Here is a 20,357-nt window from a genome sequence, read left to right on the forward strand (position 1 = left end):
CCATATCCTTGAAATTCAAGTATATAAAAAAATACCTGTAGGTAAAACACTCTTTTTCAAGTGTCCTAATTACAGGTACCAGTTTAAAATGAATCCTCTCTTTTTTTGTATCAATAAGCAAATGATAAAAGCAGGCTGGTTGAGATAAAAATCATGGTTAGGATTTCTAGCTTTTTCCAAACGAAAAATTTCGTTTATGATATGATATTGATAAAAGTGCTGGAGGCTTGATCAATGGCGGTTATTACCAGAATACGGACGAACGAGAAAGAGCAGGGATTTTTCGAAATTGATATTTCTGAAGAGAACGAACAGACCGCGACTCTGAGTGTTCACGAAGACATTCTGGTACGTGAAGGACTGCATAAGGGGCTTGAATTATCTCGAGAACAATCTGAACTGCTTAGAAGCGAGGCATCAGGTATTCGCGCTTATAACGCCGGACTGCGTTATCTTTCGTACCGCATGCATAGTATTCATGAGATGAGAGAGTACTTGGAAAAGAAGCAGTTCGGTAATCAGCAAGTCAGTTACGCGATTCAGCGTTTGCAGAAGGAAAAATTGCTGAACGATCATGAATTTGCCATATCATTTGTCCGCACACGTATCCGAACATCGACAAAGGGACCGCAGCTTATCTATAGGGAGCTCATTCAGGCCGGTGTTGCTCAAGAGATAGCGTCACAGGCAGATGCGCTGTTTCCTGATGATGAGCAGGTGGAACACGCGAGAAAATATTTAACCAAACAGGCGTCGTCAGTAAAAAATAAAAAATCGAGAGCTGAAGCGCGGCTTGTTCTAGCTAGGCTGCTTATGCAAAGGGGCTATTCCCGGGACATCAGTGATCAGGTCCTCAATGAAATCACGGACTTTCTTGAAGAAAATGAAAAGAATGCTTTGGTTCATCAAGCTGAGAAAGCGATGCAAAAATATAAAAAATTCTCTGGAAGAGATTTTACTCAGAAAGTGAAAAATTATCTGTATCAGAAGGGTTTTCCATTGGACGCAATTGATTCTTTTTTGCGTGAAAGGACCAGCAGTGCGGAATAATGATTCTGCGCAAGATTGAGGTTGAGTTAATCAGTTAAAAAAAAGAGATCCCCTATATAACAGGAGATCTTTTTTATCTGAAGAAGTATTTGCAGTGAACACTCGATTATCAATCAGGAGTTCACACGCGCAAGCACCAATTTCTTACGCAATTTCTGTTCGCTGAACACCCAGCCTGTATAAGAACTTTGTACGCTCAGATTCTTATCGAGCCACACTGTTGCAGTAAATGGGTAGGTTCCTTTTGAATAGTACCTTAGATCAGTGAACTGAATGATGTTTCTGCCGCCGCGTTCGCTGATTTCCCAGTGGTAGATTGGAGAAAACGAGAGAAACGCGCGAACATTTTTATCCTGAGCAGCTGATTGAATCAATTGATTATCAAAGTCAATCGGCTTACGGTCAAATTGATCAATTAAATGCAACTTACGGCCGTTTATTTTTCCTACATAAAAGTGAGCGTCGCTTTCTGCTGCGAGATGGTAATGCGACCAGCGCATGGTTGGCGACAAATAAACTTTCGTGAGGCCGGGTATTCGTCGCTTAATGTAGTTGATCGTACTTCTATGATAAACACCCCGAAAGACATAATAGACAGAGATTACCGAGTAGATCAGGACGAATGTAATGCCTGGATGCCCGATCGTCTGCCAGATGGCAAAACCTAAAAGATGCATGCTGAAAATAAATGGATCGAAAATGTTTATTGTCCCGAGCGCGACCCATTTCGAAGTAAACGGCCGCACAGCTTGTGTTCCATAAGCATTGAAAATATCCACGAACACATGAATAGAGACAGCTGACAATGTCCAAAGTAGCAGATGACTCAAATTTGCCCCGGGTACGATTGCAAGAATAATTGCCGTAAGAATAAACGGCCAAAGCATCGTCGCAGGAAGTGAATGCGTCATTCCGCGATGGTTGCGAATGTATGTTGCATTATCTTTTAATTTAAGAACCGTGTCAATGTCAGGAATCACCGAACCCGCGACAACGCCGATCATTACCGCATGATAAGTCAGCGGATTTTGCGCAACGGCGGGATCAAGAGTCGCTAAACCAGCTAAGCCAAATCCCATAACAATATGAGTCGCTGTATCCATTAAAAACATTGTCCTCCCTTATGAACAATCTGCTTTTTCAATGCACGACAGTATCAAGAGAATCTGCTTTCATTGTCACACAAATTCAAGGATAATGGAAGGGATATTTATGGTAATTTGTATAGAAAAATTCACATAAAAAATGGGCTAGATGGAAGGTTGAAATACATGGACGCACAGCAAATAAGGCAATTTAATCATAACCTGCTCAAATGGTTTTATCAGAAAGGACGTCACTTGCCTTGGCGAGAAACAAATAATCCTTATTATATATGGATATCCGAGGTTATGCTTCAGCAGACTCAAGTAAATACCGTCATTCCTTATTTCAACCAATTTATCAGCCGTTTTCCAACCCCTGATGTATTGGCTGATGCCCCGGAGCAGGAGGTGCTGAAATGCTGGGAAGGACTCGGCTATTACTCACGCGCCCGTAACCTTCAAAGCGGGGTTCGTGAGGTTGTGGAAAAATATAATGGCCAGTTGCCGGACAACAAAGAAGAGTTACTTTCCATTCACGGGATTGGTCCGTATACCGCAGCAGCATTGCTGAGCATGGCTTTCAGTCAGCCTGAACCGGCGATTGACGGCAATTTAATGCGCGTTCTTTCACGTGTTTTTCTAATCGATGACGATATTTCTAAGCAGAAAACGAGAAAGAAATTTGAACAACTTGCGAGTGAATTGATAGCGGAAACAGATCCTTCAGCATTTAATCAAAGTCTGATGGATCTTGGCGCGATGATTTGTCGGCCGAAAAAAACAGATTGTGAACAATGCCCAGTTAATGAATTTTGTCTTGCATATGATGAAGGCGCACAGCTTGAATATCCGGTGAAAAGCGGTAAATCCAAGCCTCGGACGCTGAACTATGCGGTTTTGCTCATTACGGACAAGCAAGGGCGTTATCTGATTGAGCAGCGTCCGGAGAAAGGTCTACTGGCTGGAATGTGGCAATTTCCAATGGTGGCACTGGATGAATATGAGGACCAACATCAAAGGGCTTCCTATATTCAAACGAGATATGGAGCAAATGTGATTCCTGTAAGCGAGCCTTTTTCTTATACACACCGTTTCTCTCATTTAATTTGGAACTTATCTCTGCTCGAAGGCTGGCAATTGGATCAAATAGGCTTGAGAGAAAGACAAAAGTGGGTGCCTTTCACTGAGCTTAATAATTATCCATTCCCAGTAGCACATCAGAAAGTTATTGAATGGATTAAAAAAAATCGACAGAATCATACATAATTTTTCTTTATTTTGGCTAGATTATGGTGGTGGAGGTGATACTCAATGGCTAAGAATACGAATGCGGGCACAGATGTGGAACAAGTAAAAAAACAAAATGCCCAGTCCAAATCCGGACAATTCAGCGGTGAATTTGGTAGCGAAACAAATGCACAACAAGTTCGCCAGCAAAACCAGAAGTCGCAGCAAAACAAGCAGTAATCACCTTTAGCAACGGAAAACGCTCTGTCCAGGTTATGGACAGAGCGTTTTGTTTAGCTTTTTTTATGAATTGGCCCACGATCTATAATTTAATAAAAAACGGTTGAAATTTAAATTTTCATGTAAAAAAATCTTACATAACGATATAAAAAATCAACGAGCATGTGACAAAATGGTATAATATCCAAGAAAAAGGAGGTGAGTAGAATAATGAGCGAAGCTATTTTAAAGGTTGAAGGGCTAAAGACATCCTTTTTTACTGATGACGGAGAGATTCCGGCAGTGGATGGCATCGATTTTTCTGTAAATGAAGGCGAAATTCTCGGAATTGTCGGTGAATCTGGCTGCGGAAAAAGCGTGACTTCTCTTTCAATTATGGGATTGCTACCTTCCCCTCCTGGGAAAATCGTAGGCGGGCATATTTTTTATAAGGGTGAAGACATCAGCCATGCAAAAGAATCGAAAATGAGAAAGTTGCGTGGAAATGATATTGCGATGATTTTCCAGGAACCGATGACCTCGCTTAATCCGGTTTTTACAATTGGTGAGCAATTAATGGAAGCCATTCGTTTACATAATCATCTTTCGAAAAAGGCTTTGACTGAGCGTGCGGTGGAATTGCTGAAATTGGTTGGTCTTCCAAGGGCAAAGGAACTCTTAAAAGAATATCCGCATGAGCTTTCAGGAGGAATGAGACAACGTGTGATGATCGCTATGGCGATGTCATGCAATCCTAAAGTTTTGATTGCTGATGAACCGACAACAGCCCTTGATGTAACAATTCAGGCTCAGATTCTTGATCTGATGATTAAACTCAACAGGGAAACGCACACAGCAATTATTATGATTACACATGATTTGGGCGTTGTTGCTCAAATGTGCAACCGTGTTGTTGTCATGTATGCCGGCAAAGTAGTTGAAGAAGGACTGGTTAAGGATATTTTTAATCATCCAAAGCATCCATACACAGAGGGACTGATTCAATCAATTCCGGATTTATATGGGAAAAAGGATTATCTTCATACAATTAAAGGAAGCGTTCCTAAGCCCGGCTCCATCCATAAAGGGTGTCTCTTTGCACCTCGATGTGAATTTGTCATGGACAAATGCCGAGTAAACACCCCAGAGTTGTTGGGAGATAGTCATAAATCACGCTGTTTTCTTCATCAGGAGAAAGCGTAGAAAGGAGTCCCGTCCATGAGCGAACCGCTGTTGAAAGTTGAAAATCTCAAAAAATATTATCCAATTAAAAGTGGGGGCTTTGGAAAAGTTTCCGAAACTGTTCGAGCTGTGGATGGTGTTAGCTTTTCTATCCGTGAAGGTGAAACGCTAGGAATTGTAGGCGAGTCGGGTTGCGGAAAATCTACAACCGGCCGAATGATCATGCGTTTGATTGAGCCTACTGAAGGAAAGATTATGTTTCAAGGTAAAAATATCATGAATCTTTCCAAAAGAGATATGCGAAAGGCTAGAAAAGATATACAGATGATCTTTCAGGATCCTTTTGCATCGCTAAATCCTCGTCATACGGTCGGTCGTATTATTGAGGAACCGATGATTGTCCATAAAATGGGGAACAGGAAGCAACGTCAAAAGCGAGTGGAAGAACTTTTGGAACTAGTCGGGCTAAGTGCTTACCATGCAAGGCGCTACCCGCATCAGTTCAGTGGTGGACAGCGCCAGCGAATAGGAATTGCGAGAGCGCTAGCTGTTCAGCCCAAAGTGATCATCGCAGATGAACCGGTTTCTGCACTGGATGTTTCCGTTCAGTCCCAGGTTCTAAACCTTCTTAAGGATCTACAGAAAAAGTTTAATCTTACTTTTATTTTTATTGCACATGATTTGAGTGTTGTACGCCATATCAGCGACAGTGTCGGAGTTATGTATCTTGGTAAAATTGTTGAGCTTTCCGAGAGTGAGAATCTCTACAATCATCCGAATCATCCCTATACAAAGGCATTACTGTCTGCAGTACCGGTACCTGATCCGGAAATTAAAACAAAGCGTATCATCCTTGAAGGTGATGTTCCAAGTCCGGCTCATCCTCCCTCTGGCTGCGCTTTCCATGATCGCTGTCCGGTAGCGATGGACATTTGTTCGAAGGAAAGGCCGCACTTAAAAACATTAGAAGACGGCAGAATGGTCTCTTGCCACTTATTTGATTAAACACATTTTGTGGTGCATGAATATGCAGCACAAAATGCTGATGATGCAAATGAAACAGCACCTTGGACCGAAGTTAATGTGTATCACAAGAGAGGTGAAATTATTTGTTCTATTACTCAATTAAACGGTTGCTCATGCTCATTCCGGTTCTACTAGGAATGACATTGATAGTGTTTGCGATCATACACGCCATACCAGGAAATCCGGCATTGACGATTCTTGGAACGAAGGCAACACCCGAAGCGATACACAGCTTAAACCGATCACTTGGATTGGACAATCCTTGGTATGTTCAATATTTTTCATACTTAAAAGATATTTTGAGTGGGAACTTAGGAACGTCGATCCAAACAAATTCTCCGATCTCCAGTGAAATTTGGCCGCATCTGGCTGCAACCATCGAGCTTTCATTTGTAGCTATGATTATTGCCGTGTTCGTAGGGATTAATGCAGGAATTATCAGCGCATGGAAACAAAATTCTTTTCTGGATTACACGGCAATGATTCTCGCACTGATTGGTGTTTCGATGCCTGTATTCTGGCTGGGCCTGCTGGAACAATGGGGTTTTTCGATCAAATTGCAGTGGCTTCCTTCAATTGGCCGGGATGATATTCGAAACAGTGTCGATCCGATTACTAATCTTTACCTGATAGACACTTTGCTGCGCGGGCGTTTAGATCAGTTCTGGATGGTTATCCGTCACTTAATCCTACCTGCAATAGCTCTGGCAACAATCCCGACTGCAATTATCGCACGCATGACTCGATCCAGTATGCTCGAAGTGCTGAAATCTGATTATATTCGTACAGCAAAGGCTAAGGGGCAGCGCATGATCTGGATCGTGTACAAGTATGCCTTGAAGAATGCTTTTATTCCGATTCTCACTGTGATCGGGCTGCAGACTGGTCTCCTTCTTGGAGGAGCTATTTTGACTGAAACGATCTTTGGATGGCCAGGTGTTGGACTGTATATTTATAACGCAATTCAATACCGCGACTATCCTGTCATTCAATCAGGTATTCTTGTCATTGCCTTCATTTTCGTTATGGTCAATTTTATCGTCGATCTTTTGTATGGGCTGTTTGATCCGCGGATTAAGTACCGCTAAAAACTTAAGAAAGAAGGGGTGAAGGATGCCACAAGCTTCCCAGGCGCAGCCTGAGCAATCCACTGTTAAGGATATTAGCCCAACGATCATGGCAATTGGCGAATTCTGGAAGGCTTTCAGAAAGAACAAGCCTGCCATTGCAGGAACATTCATTGTCGTTTTCTTTATCCTTTTGGCCATTTTCGCACGCTTTATTGCTCCGCAGGGTATTAATGACCAAAATATAGGGATAAGACTGCAACCTCCATCTGCTGCTCACTGGTTCGGCACTGACGATTTTGGACGTGACATCTTCAGCAGAATTGTTTTTGGCGCGCGACTTTCACTGCGTGTCGGATTCCTGTCTGTTGTCGGATCCATTATTGCAGGAACACTGCTTGGCGTTATTGCCGGGTATTTCGGAAGGTTCCTTGATGTTGTAATCTCACGGATATTTGATATCTTGCTTGCCTTTCCAAGCATTTTGTTGTCTATCGCGATCGTTGCAATTCTTGGGCCATCTCTGAACAACGCGCTCGTTGCGATTGCTATTGTGAATATTCCGGTGTTCGGGCGATTGGTGCGTTCAAGAGTGTTAACCGTGAAGGAAGAAGAATATGTTGTTGCTGCCAGATCAATTGGAATGGGAGACATGCGTATTATTTTTCATCATGTCCTGCCGAACAGCTTTGCACCGATCATTGTTCAGGGCACATTAAATATTGCGACCGCCATTCTTGATGCAGCTGGTTTAGGTTTTCTTGGAATGGGAGCCCAGGCTCCGCTTCCTGAATGGGGGAAAATGCTGTCCGATTCTAGAGAATACATTCAGAATGCTCCATGGACTGTTTTATTTCCCGGACTAGCCATTGTACTCGTCGTCGTTGGTTTTAACCTGATCGGGGACGGTCTGCGTGATGCGCTGGATCCGCGCATGAAAAATTAATAGCTTTCTTTTTTAAATTGTCTTACTATTTATATTGTTCCGATGCAAAATAAGAGTTACAATGTTAAAGATTTCCTAGATAGATTTAAAGATTGTAAGGGGGATATTTATGAAAAAGAAGTATTTGAGCTTGACGCTTGCTCTGGTCATCGCCTTAGCGATGGCGCTCACGGGTTGCGGCAACAGTTCGTCAAGCAAGTCTAGCGACAGCGGCAAGACACTCGTCTTTGGCCGTGGTGCTGATACTACATCTCTTGATCCGGCTGTAGTAACAGATGGTGAATCGTTCAGGGTCACACAGAATATTTATGATACTTTGGTTGCCTATGATTACAAGAATCAGTCAACTGATGTGAAACCAAGCCTCGCAAAGAGCTGGAAAATCAGCAGTGACGGAAAAACGTACACCTTCACCCTGAATAAGGGCATTAAGTTTTCAGATGGGACTGCATTTAATGCGGACGCAGTTGTTTACAACTTTGATCGTTGGATGAATGGAAAGGCATCAGGCAAATTTGCTTACTTCCCATCAATGTTCGGCGGTTATAAAGGTGATGCCGGCTTAGTAATCAAGAGTGTCACTGCCCCAGATGAAAACACAGTAGTCTTTACACTGAAAAGATCTTCTGCACCATTCTTGAAGAACCTTGCGATGTCTCCATTCGCAATCGCCAGCCCGGCTGCAATCAAGAAATACGGCAGCAAGTTTGGCACTTCGGCTGCCGTAGGTACCGGCCCATTTCTCTTTAAAAACTGGAAAAAGAACAATACCATTACTCTGGTTAAGAATAAACATTATTGGAAAAAAGGACTTCCAAAACTGGATTCCATTGTATTTAAAGTCATTCCGGATAACAGCGCACGTCTCAACGCGTTAAAGAACGGCGAAATTGATCTCATGGACGGACTGAATCCGAGTGATATCGACGGTTTGAAGGGTAATAAAGACCTTCATGTTTCCTATCGTCCGCCGATGAACGTAGCTTATCTTGGATTTAACGTAACAATGAAGCCGTTTGACAATAAAAAAGTTCGTCAGGCGTTGAACATGGCTGTTGACAAAGAAGCGCTAAACAAGGCGTTCTACAATGGTCAAGCTCAGACAGCGACAAACCCAATGCCTCCTGTTCTGCTTGGATTTGACAAGAGTATCAAGGATTACCCTTTTGATTTGAAAGCAGCGAAAAAACTGCTTGCTGAGGCGGGTTATCCACACGGATTCACGACAACGCTTTATACGATGTCTAACCCACGTGACTACATGCCGCAACCTGCAAAGACTGCTGAAGCAATTCAAGCAACTTTCGGTAAAATAGGTGTAAAAGTTAAGATTGAAAACGTAGAATGGTCATCGTACATTGAGAAGCTGCAAAAGGGTGGCGCCCCAATGTATCTGATGGGTTGGATCGGTGACAACGGAGATCCTGACAACTTCCTTTATACACTTCTTGACAAGGATAGTGCCGGATCAAACAACCTGTCTTTCTATAAGAGTGAACCACTGCATAAAGTTCTGATCGCTGCTCAAACAGAAACAAATGACGCGAAACGCGTTGCTCTCTATGAAAAAGCACAGAAAATCATCCATGAGGATGCTCCTTGGGTTCCTCTTGAATATGCAAAAGCCGCTCTTGTTGGAAAGAGTACGATTTCCGGATATCTGCCAAGCCCAACAGGCAGTGAACCTCTGGAAGGTGTAACGATTAAATAATTGAAGATTTTCTAGCTTTATCTAAAAAATCCCGCTGATCCTAATGGATTGGCGGGATTTTTTATACAATAAGTATTAGATTTTTGAGGAAAATAGTATAAGTGCAACCCTGGCTTCGTCTGCATCAAATGCTTGGCGAAGCCAGGGTTTCTAATATTAATGGCATAGATTGTGCTGAAATGCATAGATAACTGCCTGAGTACGGTCCTGAACTTCCAGCTTGCTCAAAATGTTGCTGACATGTACCTTGACCGTTTTCAAGGCGATAAATAGTTCATCTGCAATTTCCTGGTTACTTTTTCCTCTAGCCATGAGCAGGAGAACCTCCATTTCACGATTCGTGAGTTCATCGTGCAGAGGCCTGCTTTGTTTGTTTTTCATTCTTGCCATTACTTTTTCAGTCACTTCGGGCTCGAGCACGGACCGGCCGCTGTAGGTTGATCGGATCGCCTTGGCGATATCACTGGCTTTTGACGTTTTTAAAAGGTAACTAGTCGCACCAGCTTCGATAGCAGGGTAGACTTTGTCATCATCGAGAAAACTCGTGACAATGATAATTTTAGCATCCGGCCATTTCTCGACTATGCGTTTTGTGGCTTCGATTCCGTCCATTTCCTCCATTACTAGATCCATAAGCACAATATCCGGCTTTAATTTAAGAACAAGATCAATGGCGTCACGGCCATTGTCTGCTTCACCAATGACCTTAATGTCCGGTTGTGCGGAAAGATAAGCAGAAACACCAATGCGCACCATTTCATGATCATCTACAAAAACAACATTAATCATGGTTTTCATCCCCTTCAAGTATCGGCACTTTGATTTCCAAACTTGTCCCCTTATCCGGCACGCTGACCAATTTGATTTGGCCGCCAATCTGCGCCGTACGTTCCTTCATATTCTGAAGCCCATATGCACCGGGTTTGGCTGATTGTGGTTGGAAACCAACGCCGTCATCCGTAACACGTAAAATGACGAATGCTTCACGCTTAATAAGCAGGACGTCCAAATTTTGCGCTTTTGCGTGGCGGAGCGTGTTCGAAACGGATTCCTGTAAAATCCGGAAGAGTTGATCTTCTATTCCCCGTTCTAAATGAACAGGTTCAATGGTCGCATTAATGTTCATCGGTACTTTTTGCTTTAATTCAAGAAGCAGTTCTTCCATCCCTTGTTTCAATGCTTTGCCGTGCAATTGAACCGGACGAAGGTGAAGGAAAAGCGCCCTCATTTCAAGTTGAGATTGATGTATGGTTTGTTCCACAAGTTTCAGCTGACGGCTTTCCATATCATCAGATACCGGCCGCAATTCATTGATTGTTGACATGAGCATTGAGGCAGCAAATAATTGCTGGCTGACCGAATCGTGCAGCTCACGCGCAAGTCGATTGCGCTCTTCGGAAACGATCTTTTGGATTGCCTTTTCTTCAATTTCTGCTGTTTCGTTTGCGGTTTTCTGGGTGAGCTGAGTCAGTTTCCCCATTTGCATGCTAATCTTTTCGGCATGTCGTAAAATGTTCTGTACTTCACATGAGCGGCCTGAACGGTGATCCTCAGATAAAGCTAAAGTTTTACCCTGTTCCACTTTCTCAAGCGTATCATCCAGAGTGATGAATACCTGGCGCCAGTAAAGTCCTGACATGAGTCCAACAAAAGCTCCGAAGAACAGCGCAAGAATAGGGACGATAAACACGAATGGAAGATGCCAAATCTGCTGCTTCCAGAGCATGGACCATCCGGCAGGCGGAAAGGCGAAAAAGAATACAAGAGAAAAGAGAAGCAGGCAGGCGAGCGCGAAAATAATACCGATGGTGACTTGCCGTTTTACAGCTGTCATACGCGCCGCACCTCCAGGCTCCCGAAAAGAGCGGAGATCATGATTTTTACTTTTTGCTCTGATTGGGCATAATCGCTTGTCTGAAGTGCTCTTGATTCATGAATTAACTGACTTTCATGATGGTCAAAGAAATCAATCTGACCTAAAACCACTGAATAATGAAGCGACACCTCCACACCGTATGGGACAAGAATGCGTACTCTGCCGGCAAGTTGTCTGATGAAAATGATTGATTCCTTCTTGGGAAGAATGGTATGGCTTAGGTCAATGATTGTATCGCCTGCACCTGTCTGTATATTAATGTCCTGCCATTCATAATCCTGATTAGGCGTTTCCTGATGGCCGAACCATTTGTTCTTAAGTAGAGAAGATAGAAGCGTTACATTGTCTGCTTTGTTCATTGATGGATCTTCGAAGTCAGGAATCACTCGTTTTGGATGCCTTTTCCTTTGAATAAAATCAATTAGAAAACAGATGAAGAGAGCAATGATAATCATCTTAAACACGAGGAGATTCAAGATCGTGAATCCAAGTCCGATCAAGCCGATCCAGAATAAGATTTTTCCTTTTCGTGTGTGCTTGTTGTTTCGACCATAGTAAAGCATCGCACCGAACAGAATCCCTGGGAATAGAAAACCCCAGCCGTCGAACATCGTTTGAAGAACAATGAGAAACAGGCAGACAATGATGAGCCAGCTGTATTTATCGTTTTTCAGTTGCTCAAACATAGATGGATCATCTGCCTTTCTCGCTGCAGTTCAGCTTCTTATGTACTGAAAAAAGGCGCTTGCACACCTTTTTCCATTTTACCATCCTTATATGGGACAGGCTAGCTACATTTCATATCCCTTTTGTCCCTTATGCGTTGCCTTTTTCGAGTTGACGTTCGATTTCACGAATGCGCGCATCGATGGTATTTTGATGATAATTGGTATTAACCTTCTGTTCCAATTGTTCAAGATACATTTCACTTTCTTCAAATCTGGAGAATGATTGTCCGAATGCACGCTCAGGCTGAATCACCTGATCGATGCGGTGGTTGGCATTTGCGATGTTTTCACGGCTCATCAGCTCCATCCGCTTAAGATACATATCTTTCAATTTGCGTTTCATCTCTGCGTATTTCTGTTCTAACTGATCTAGTTGCTTAACTGTTGTATCATAAGCGCTTTTTAGACGTTCAGCCTTTTGCGCGTAATCTTCTTGTTCCTTTAAAGCAAACGTATAGAGTTCTGTTTCCGAAGCACGCTGTGCGATTTCAGCTTGATGCTGCCGCTTTGCCGCCATTTCAGTAGACTGATGATATTCTTTAATAAATTGATCCTTCAGCAGATACTGTCGGTCGATCAGTTCGCGTACCCGCTTTACTTCTTTTTCACAACGGCGCAGATGCTGATTTAGCATAGCAATCGGATTTTTCTGTTCTTTTTGATCGAGCAGGTCATTGAGATCAGCTGAGATTGAGTCTTTTAATCGAGTGAATAGATTACTCATAGTAGGTTGCTCCTTTTAGTGGATGCTCAAAAAGTTCGGTGTGGCCGCCTCTTTGAACATGGTCCATATTTTATTGACTAATTAGCGGATTTCCTTCCATTCTTTCTCAAAGTGGTCGAATGGATCTTCCGGTTCACGGTCATCACGTTGCTGTTTGTTCCAATTTTTATACACAAAGTAGAGAGCTACCAGCGCGACGATGCCGATGATTGCAGGGACATTGCCGAGTGAGAAGCACAGAGCGATAATGCCTACGGTTGCCCATAGAATTTTGCCTCCGGTAGATCCTGCGCGGCTGAACTTTTTGAAAGCAAAGTAGAGAACAGCCAGGCTGACGAGGAGTCCGATCAGCGACCCAACATGTGTGAGCAGGACGATCAAGCTGATGGCTCCGAGCAGGAACAGTGCGAATTTTTTCATTGTGTGATCCCCCTTTCCATGACTTAATGATACAAAAGGAACGGGAGTCGGATAATGAGCCGAAGCTGTATCTTGGAGTAAGCCTTTGGACTTATACGCCTTCAGCACATCGTGAACGTCGACGTCACTCACGTCTTGTGGAAGTAAAAACCGTGTCTCAGGGACACGGTTTGTTAGGGGTTAGTTGATTTGATTGATTTTTTTATGATAGGTCTGAAAGCTGGAGACAAGTTGGTCAAGATGTTCAACGTGCTGGCTATAATCAATTATTGTTGAAATAAGCGGCAAGACATCAAGCCAATCATCCGTTTTGTTTTGCGTGAAAAAAGAGAAAAAGGTACTCGCAAGCTCCGAGCTATGGCAATAATCTTTTTTTGCTTGTTCTTCGTGGCGTTTACGCCGTATTTTACCATCGAATTTAAGCAGTACGCGTTCGTGATAAGTCATCAAGCCACTCAGTCGAAGCCGCAACGTCTCCCGAAAGTCGGAAGGCAGCAAACGATAGGTGTTTTCGTTACGATCAAGTTCATTCAATGCGTGATGCAAGAGTCTTGTCGCTGTAATCATTTCCCGAAAAATAACCGTACGCCTCAGCTTGACGAGCAGAAATTTTTTACTGAAGAGACGTTCTTCTTTATACCAATGGTAGTAATTCTCGATCTTCAGCTTTCTGCTGTCGAAGGCTGCCATTTCAGTTTTTATTTTTGTATTATCCGATGCGCCTCCGCTGAGCAACCGTGTCCATTTAAATAACATGGTTGTCTGTTCAAGAATTTGCTCATAAAGGGTATGTTCATAATGCGGCGGGAAGATCAGTAAATTGACTAATGTCGCCGATACAACGCCGATACAGATCATTGAGAATCTTCGGATGCCTTCAAACAGGAATTGCATGTTGTCCGTCATCCCACTGGACATGATGAAAATGACCGTCACCATGGTCAGAGTCAGTGTACGATGAAGGCCAAACTTAAGGTGCAGTGCGATGACAAAAACGACAGTCAGTCCAACGACAATCGGCTGATCACCGAAGACGATGACCACCACGACAGCAATCAGCGCACCGATGAAGTTTCCGTAAATGTTCTGGACCATGGCGCGCAAGGAGCGCTGGACAGAGGGATGTGTTGTCATCGCAGCCGCGACTCCAGCCATGATGGGGGGTGTCATGCCAAGGGCAATCGCGGCCATTAATGCGATTGTTACAGCAACACCTGTTTTTAGACTACGCGCACCCAAATGCATGACAATCAACCTCCTTTTAGAGCATTCATGTGATTCAGTGATGAGAAAACCACCATTACTATTCCCGTTACAAAAGTATATTAAAAGAGAGCAGCCGGAGCCGCCCTCTTTTTCATGATCGCATCAAGATTTGGCGAGCTGAGCGAATGCGTAATCCACAGCCTCGAGCGTTTCGTCAATATCTTTTTCGGTATGTTCGGTAGTCAGGAACCATGCTTCGTATTTTGAAGGCGCAAGATTGACGCCTTTCTCCAACATATATTTGAAGAACCGGCCGAACATTTCGCTATCGGTTGCTTTTGCTTCATCATAGTTTGTGACTTCGTGATCCGAAAAATACAAAGTCATCGCTCCGCCAATGCGATTAATCGCAATAGGAAGACGATACTTTTCGTTGATCGAGTAAATGCCGTCTTCAAGTTTCTTGCCAAGCCGATCCATTTCTTCATAGATGCCTGGGGTTTGCAGAACTTCAAGGCAAGCGATACCGCTTGCCATGGACAGTGGATTACCTGCCATCGTTCCGGCCTGATAAGCAGGTCCAAGAGGCGCTACCTCATCCATAATTTCTTTCTTGCCGCCGTAGGCACCAATTGGAAGACCGCCGCCGATAATTTTGCCCATTGCGGTCAAATCCGGAGTCACGCCCAAATAATTTTGCGCGCCGCCGTACATGAAACGGAAGTTTGTGATGACTTCGTCAAAGATCACGACTGCGCCTGCTTGATGAGCAATTTCATTTATCGCTTCAAGAAATCCTGGCTTTGGCATGACCATACCGAAATTGCCGACGATTGGTTCGACAAGCACACCTGCAATGTCTGATCCCCATTTCTCGAACGCTTGCTGCAGCGTGTCCACATTGTTAAAAGGCACAGTAATGACTTCATTTGCTGTACTCTCGGTAACACCTGCTGAATCGGGAGAACCAAGCGTGGAAGGACCGGAACCGGCCGCAACAAGCACAAGGTCAAAGTGACCATGATAGCTGCCGGAAAACTTCAGTATTTTTTTTCTGCCGGTATAAGCCCGGGCAACACGAACCGTTGTCATAACGGATTCAGTACCTGAGTTTGTAAAACGTACCTTATCCAAAGAAGGAATCGCCTTTTTCAGCATGACGGCGAGCTTCGTCTCTAATGTAGTCGGCGTTCCATAGAGTACACCAAGTTCCGCTTGCTTCTGAATGGCTTCGGTGATATGTGGATGTGCGAATCCGGTGATAATCGGACCGTATGCTGCCAAGTAGTCAATATAACGATTGCCATCCTCATCCCAAAAATAAGCGCCTTTTCCTTTTTTCATAAATACAGCGGCACCGCCGCCAACTGCGGCATAAGAGCGCGAAGGGCTGTTGACACCGCCGACGATGTGCTGCTGCGCTTCTTCATAAAGCTTTTCAGAAGTCTGTATGTTCATGTGACTAATCTCTCCTTAAACCTATCAATTCATTTTTAGAGGGTGTTCGAAAAGTCCGGGAAAGGGTAAGAAGGATCTTCTGCTAATTACATGCACGTCCTGTGCATGACGCAGAAGTCACCGCATCCTGCGGAAGTTCTCTGTGTCAACTTGCTTTTCCGCTCCTCACGTATTAACAGGGGAACTTCAACTAAAAACGCGTACGTCCTGTATGCAACGTTGAAGTCACTACATCCTGTAGAAGTACGCTCCGGGGCTCAAAGCTGCGTTTCCTTGACCTTCTTGCGACGCCCAGGATGGGCTAGTGCAGGCGTTGCAACAGGATGTTGCGTTTTTAGCCTGTAAACCTATCCCCTTTGTCCTCCTTTTCGAACAGACTCTTTTACTATATTTTAGTATCCAATACCGTGTGGAAAATAACAAGCAAAGGCAATTATAGATTGAGGATTAATCAAACATCCTGTGATTCATTAAAAACACAAAGTGCTCGAGTATGCGAGCGGTTAGCCCCCAAATGGTCTTCCCTTGATAATCGTAAAAGGGCTCAGTGATCTGGAGTGCGCGAAACGCATAATCCTTACCGGAGACGATACGTTCAAAAGGGAAGTCGGCTTGCCTGTCAACTGAAAATGTCAATGTGTGCTTCTCAGGTATTTGCTTCATAAGCCAGGGAAGAGGCACAGCGAAGGTCTCCTGAACCTCTCCTGGATTTGGTCGAATTGTTTCCGAATGCTCAATAACGCCAACGAAAGGGTAGATAAATAAATCGGAAGTAGAGATACATGTCCCCATCCTCCCAATAACATTTATGTTTTCCTTCGCAACGCCGAGTTCTTCGCATGTTTCTCGAATCGCCGTTTCCCTCAATGATCCATCGATCTTTTCACTCCGTCCGCCAGGAAAACAAATATCTCCGGGTTGTCTCCTGAGATGGGCTGCTCGGACTTCAAGTAAAATTGACCAAGTATTTTCTTTATAAATGAGAGGAAGAAATACAGCGGATTTCTTCGCGGTATCCTCGCCTATAATTGCTTCGTCATTCTCGATTCGTCGTGCAATGCTCTCTATATCCATAAGATCACCTACAATTAAACAGTCTACACTGTATATTTTATCATTTTTAACAGGTAGCGTCTTATTCTCCTAGCGATGAATGCACAATCGTTCCCTTTAATGTACGATCGGGTTATGATTATAGAAGTAAATGATTATGAACGGATGGCGATTCCATGAGGGCAATCATTCATGAAGGCAGTGCCGGTTTATCCGGCGTTCACTATGTCACTAATTTTGCCGATCTTTCATTTCCAGGTCCTGGAGAAGTAAAAGTTAAACTTAAGTCTGCCGGGCTTAATCACCGTGATTTATTTGTCACGCTGCGTCACAACCCTGAAGATCCTTCTTTAATTTTAGGCTCAGACGGAGCTGGTGTTGTATCCGAAGTTGGCGAAAATGTGACTCATGTTCACGTCGGTGATGAAGTTGTTATTATTCCGAGTTTAAGATGGAAGGGAAAACTCCGGCTCCACCGGATGATTTTGAAATCCTCGGATTACCGGATCACGGAACAATGGCAGAGGAGATTGTTCTTTCAGAAAATCAGATTGCTCCGAAACCGAGTTACTTGTCATGGGAGGAGGCAGGAGTGCTGCCTTTGTCCGCTTTAACGGGCTATCGAGCTCTATTTACGAAAGGAAAACTTCAAAAAGGGGAAACTGTTTTTATTCCTGGAATCGGCAGCGGTGTAGCTACGTATATGCTGCCAATGGCCAAAGCTGTAGGGGCAAAAGTCATTGTCTCATCAAGAAGTTCTGAGAAACTGGAAAAAGCAGAGCGGCTTGGAGCAGATGTGCTTTTGGAAAATGGACAAGATTGGGAACAGAGTTTGCATGGAGAAAAAGTGGATCTGGTCATTGAAAGTGTTGGGGTAGCAACCTTCAACAGATCGCTTGATTTGCTTAAGAAAGGCGGAACAATTGTCACTTTTGGAGCGTCTGCAGGTGACGAGGTTTCATTAGATTTGCGCCGTTTCTTCTATAATCAGTGGAACCTTTACGGAACAACAATGGGGAGCATCGAAGAGTTTTACGAAATGCTCGATTTATTTCAGAGCCATAAAATTAGGCCAATCGTGGATCGAACCTTCGTTTTAGAAGATACGGCCGACGGTTTAAACTATTTGAGCAAATCAAGTCAATTCGGTAAAATTGCGATTCGCATTCGTGAATAACATTAAATTCAAATATGGAAAGGGTTATGCCAAATGTTAGAAGCAGGAACTACAGCACCAGAGTTTACATTAAAAGCAACAGAAGGAAATGAGGTGTCTTTGTCAGACTATAAAGGAAAGAATGTTGTTCTCTATTTCTATCCGAAGGACATGACACCAGGCTGTACAACAGAGGCTTGTGATTTTCGTGATCAGAACAGCCGCTTTGAAGAATTGAATACAGTTGTCCTTGGCATTAGCCCGGATCCTGTGGAAAAGCACCAGAAATTCACGGAAAAACACACCTTGCCATTCACACTTCTTTCTGATCCTGAACATGCGGTTGCTGAACAATATGGCAGCTGGCAATTGAAAACTACTTTTGGAAAAAAGGCGATGGGCATTGTCCGTTCGACTTTTGTTATTAATAAAGAAGGAATCATAGCGCAAGTATGGCCTAAGGTGAAGGTAGCCGGACATGTCGATGAAGTTTTTCAATATGTTAGAGAGAATTTGGCATAATCATTATCCGATTTGAACTGTATAAGGATAATGTTCTCAAAAAGGATATTCAAATGAAAAAATCGGGAGCACTGTCTCTCGTTTTTTTTTACGTCTTATTGATCCAAAATGATCGGTATTCAAAATGCATGTTATTTCTATATAGAGGTAAAATAAGGCTATTATCTTTGTTTGTCGAAGATGCAGAAGTGCTGAACGTTGACAGGACAAGCTTTAACAATGTAAACTAAAAATGTAATTGTAACTATTTTAATCTGATAATTGATTTTGATAATCAATATTGCTGAAAGCGAGGTGCATGACGATGAGCGAAAAAACAATAACGGTGGATCATGCTATTGAGATGCTAAAAAGCTCCGGTGTGCGTATTACACCGCAGCGTCATGCGATTCTTGAATATCTGGTGATTTCCGATTCACATCCAACCGCGGATGAAATCTATAAAGCACTTGAACACAAATTTCCTAACATGAGTGTTGCGACTGTATACAATAACTTGCGTGTTTTTAAAAAGACGGGATTAGTCAAAGAACTAACCTACGGCGATGCATCAAGCCGTTTCGATTTTTCTACGAAACGTCATTATCACGTCATTTGTAGTAAATGTGGAAAGATTGTCGATTTCTTCTATCCGGGACTTGACGAAGTAGAAGAATTGGCAGCTCAAGTTACCGGATTTACAGTAGATCATCATCGGCTTGAAGTCTATGGTACTTGTCCTGAGTGTCAAAAAAATGAATCAGAAAACCCATCAAAGCTGGAACATGAAACAACCATAGGATAATTTGGTCATATGACATGGTTTGTCGCATAAAGTACAGCATTCAATTTTTTGTGCCGTAATGATCTATTGCGGCACTTTTTTATTGTCTAGGAAATTATCCAATAGCGACTTGTGGATCTATGATCAGTGCGTCAGGAGTTATGCACGAGAAATAAGAAATATGCGCGCTGCTAATTGGAACTGTGTTCTCGCCGATCATTATGATTGCAATAAGGTGATGATACGTACACAGCTAGGTTGTGTTGCTTGTTGTCTATATCGCGTTCTTTCCGGCTTTAGGTCAAGTAGCGCTATTCGATGGTATTGGTCATGGTTGGGCCGCTTGGTTTAAATACGAGTATTTTCAGTGTTACCTATTTAGTGGTGTCGCGATTGGAGGACAAACCGTGTTATACGTCAATTGAAATCCTTGGAGCCATTGTCCACTTCATTGGCAGATATTCTCGGTCCAATAGTTGCGGGTGCGGTCTTCTCATTTGTTCGCGCTAAAGCTGATGGATGATTTTATAAAAGGAGATTCCATCTTGTTGAGATCAAGCGTCTGTTATAACCTTTTAAGAATTTCTATTTTGGTATTGACGATTTGTAGGATCCGTGATAAATTAATTGACGTTGTCTTTTACAAGAATTTGCATAACGATGACGGATTATGTCTGAATAAGTCAATGAGTAAGTAAATACGATGTTGACATGATCGGATTTTCCGTGTTATAATACTTCTTGTCTTTTTTAGACGCCTCGATTACTAAGCCTTCTGTTTTAACGGCTCATCAAAAAAAGTTGTTGACACAGATCGACAGAAGATGTTATAATAATCGAGTTGCTGTTTGAATGTTCCTTGAAAACTAAACAAAAGCCAAGCGTGATTTAAAAGGGCAAACCCCTAATAAATTCAAAATTGCTATGGATCTTATGAA

At 43.0% G+C, this 20,357-nt stretch carries 19 protein-coding genes and 1 pseudogene; 11 read left to right on the forward strand and 9 right to left on the reverse strand.

Annotation, left to right across the window (positions count from 1 at the left end; all coding sequences use genetic code 11):
* The first annotated feature begins 234 nt into the window (after nt 1-234).
* Nucleotides 235-1,050: a RecX family transcriptional regulator gene (locus P343_RS35955; RefSeq protein WP_023511776.1), complete on the forward strand. Its 816-nt coding sequence runs from the start codon at nt 235-237 to the stop codon at nt 1,048-1,050.
* 113 nt (nt 1,051-1,163) lie between these two features.
* Here the strand turns inward: P343_RS35955 and P343_RS35960 are convergent, their stop codons facing one another.
* Nucleotides 1,164-2,153 carry a metal-dependent hydrolase gene (locus P343_RS35960; RefSeq protein WP_023511777.1) on the reverse strand — a complete coding sequence of 330 codons (990 nt, stop codon included), beginning with the start codon at nt 2,151-2,153 and terminating at the stop codon, nt 1,164-1,166.
* A gap of 168 nt (nt 2,154-2,321) precedes the next feature.
* On the opposite strand from P343_RS35960, the gene mutY reads away from it, so the two are divergent.
* From mutY to P343_RS35995, 7 genes are all read left to right on the forward strand, one after another.
* Nucleotides 2,322-3,401, forward strand: a complete 1,080-nt coding sequence (gene mutY, locus P343_RS35965) for an A/G-specific adenine glycosylase (protein WP_023511778.1) — start codon at nt 2,322-2,324, stop codon at nt 3,399-3,401.
* 45 nt (nt 3,402-3,446) lie between these two features.
* The gene (locus P343_RS35970; RefSeq protein ID WP_023511779.1) at nt 3,447-3,602 is read left to right on the forward strand and encodes a gamma-type small acid-soluble spore protein; all 156 of its coding nucleotides are present in this window, start codon (nt 3,447-3,449) and stop codon (nt 3,600-3,602) included.
* Between the two features lie 210 nt (nt 3,603-3,812).
* A complete protein-coding gene (locus tag P343_RS35975) occupies nt 3,813-4,784 on the forward strand; it encodes an ABC transporter ATP-binding protein (protein WP_023511780.1) in 972 nt (323 codons plus the stop codon).
* 15 nt (nt 4,785-4,799) lie between these two features.
* The gene (locus tag P343_RS35980) at nt 4,800-5,768 is read left to right on the forward strand and encodes an ABC transporter ATP-binding protein (protein ID WP_023511781.1); all 969 of its coding nucleotides are present in this window, start codon (nt 4,800-4,802) and stop codon (nt 5,766-5,768) included.
* Between the two features lie 104 nt (nt 5,769-5,872).
* Nucleotides 5,873-6,877 (forward strand): ABC transporter permease, encoded by a 1,005-nt coding sequence (locus tag P343_RS35985; protein WP_023511782.1) that lies wholly within the window; start codon nt 5,873-5,875, stop codon nt 6,875-6,877.
* 88 nt (nt 6,878-6,965) lie between these two features.
* Nucleotides 6,966-7,802 (forward strand): ABC transporter permease, encoded by an 837-nt coding sequence (locus tag P343_RS35990; RefSeq protein WP_236620383.1) that lies wholly within the window; start codon nt 6,966-6,968, stop codon nt 7,800-7,802.
* Between the two features lie 109 nt (nt 7,803-7,911).
* Entirely contained in the window at nt 7,912-9,513 is a 1,602-nt protein-coding gene (locus P343_RS35995) for an ABC transporter substrate-binding protein (protein ID WP_023511784.1), read from the forward strand.
* A gap of 156 nt (nt 9,514-9,669) precedes the next feature.
* Here P343_RS35995 and P343_RS36000 read toward each other — a convergent pair whose 3' ends face one another.
* From P343_RS36000 to P343_RS36035, 8 genes are all read right to left on the reverse strand, one after another.
* Entirely contained in the window at nt 9,670-10,302 is a 633-nt protein-coding gene (locus tag P343_RS36000; protein WP_023511785.1) for a response regulator, read from the reverse strand.
* Nucleotides 10,295-11,347 carry a sensor histidine kinase gene (locus tag P343_RS36005; RefSeq protein WP_023511786.1) on the reverse strand — a complete coding sequence of 351 codons (1,053 nt, stop codon included), beginning with the start codon at nt 11,345-11,347 and terminating at the stop codon, nt 10,295-10,297. Before P343_RS36005 ends, P343_RS36000 begins: the two co-directional genes overlap by 8 nt.
* Complete coding sequence (liaF, locus tag P343_RS36010) at nt 11,344-12,075, reverse strand: cell wall-active antibiotics response protein LiaF (protein WP_023511787.1); 732 nt, start codon at nt 12,073-12,075, stop codon at nt 11,344-11,346. The genes P343_RS36005 and liaF overlap by 4 nt, the downstream gene beginning before the upstream one ends.
* A gap of 130 nt (nt 12,076-12,205) precedes the next feature.
* Complete coding sequence (locus P343_RS36015; protein ID WP_023511788.1) at nt 12,206-12,841, reverse strand: PspA/IM30 family protein; 636 nt, start codon at nt 12,839-12,841, stop codon at nt 12,206-12,208.
* 81 nt (nt 12,842-12,922) lie between these two features.
* Nucleotides 12,923-13,261: a lmo0954 family membrane protein gene (locus P343_RS36020; RefSeq protein ID WP_023511789.1), complete on the reverse strand. Its 339-nt coding sequence runs from the start codon at nt 13,259-13,261 to the stop codon at nt 12,923-12,925.
* Nucleotides 13,262-13,441: 180 nt separating this feature from the next.
* On the reverse strand, nt 13,442-14,506 hold the full coding sequence (locus P343_RS36025) for an FUSC family protein (RefSeq protein ID WP_023511790.1): 1,065 nt from the start codon (nt 14,504-14,506) through the stop codon (nt 13,442-13,444).
* Nucleotides 14,507-14,629: 123 nt separating this feature from the next.
* Nucleotides 14,630-15,925: a glutamate-1-semialdehyde 2,1-aminomutase gene (locus P343_RS36030; protein ID WP_023511791.1), complete on the reverse strand. Its 1,296-nt coding sequence runs from the start codon at nt 15,923-15,925 to the stop codon at nt 14,630-14,632.
* A gap of 447 nt (nt 15,926-16,372) precedes the next feature.
* Nucleotides 16,373-16,999, reverse strand: coding sequence for an NUDIX hydrolase (locus tag P343_RS36035; RefSeq protein ID WP_023511792.1), 627 nt, complete (start codon nt 16,997-16,999; stop codon nt 16,373-16,375).
* Between the two features lie 155 nt (nt 17,000-17,154).
* Here P343_RS36035 and P343_RS37865 point away from each other — a divergent pair.
* From P343_RS37865 to perR, 3 genes and pseudogenes are all read left to right on the forward strand, one after another.
* Nucleotides 17,155-18,155: pseudogene (locus tag P343_RS37865) on the forward strand (zinc-binding dehydrogenase).
* A 33-nt stretch (nt 18,156-18,188) separates the two neighbouring features.
* On the forward strand, nt 18,189-18,656 hold the full coding sequence (gene bcp, locus P343_RS36045) for a thioredoxin-dependent thiol peroxidase (protein ID WP_023511793.1): 468 nt from the start codon (nt 18,189-18,191) through the stop codon (nt 18,654-18,656).
* Nucleotides 18,657-18,960: 304 nt separating this feature from the next.
* Nucleotides 18,961-19,440, forward strand: coding sequence for a peroxide-responsive transcriptional repressor PerR (perR, locus tag P343_RS36050; protein WP_023511794.1), 480 nt, complete (start codon nt 18,961-18,963; stop codon nt 19,438-19,440).
* Nucleotides 19,441-20,357: the final 917 nt, after the last annotated feature.

The organism is Sporolactobacillus laevolacticus DSM 442 (genome assembly GCF_000497245.1).
Lineage (GTDB): Bacteria > Bacillota > Bacilli > Bacillales > Sporolactobacillaceae > Sporolactobacillus > Sporolactobacillus laevolacticus.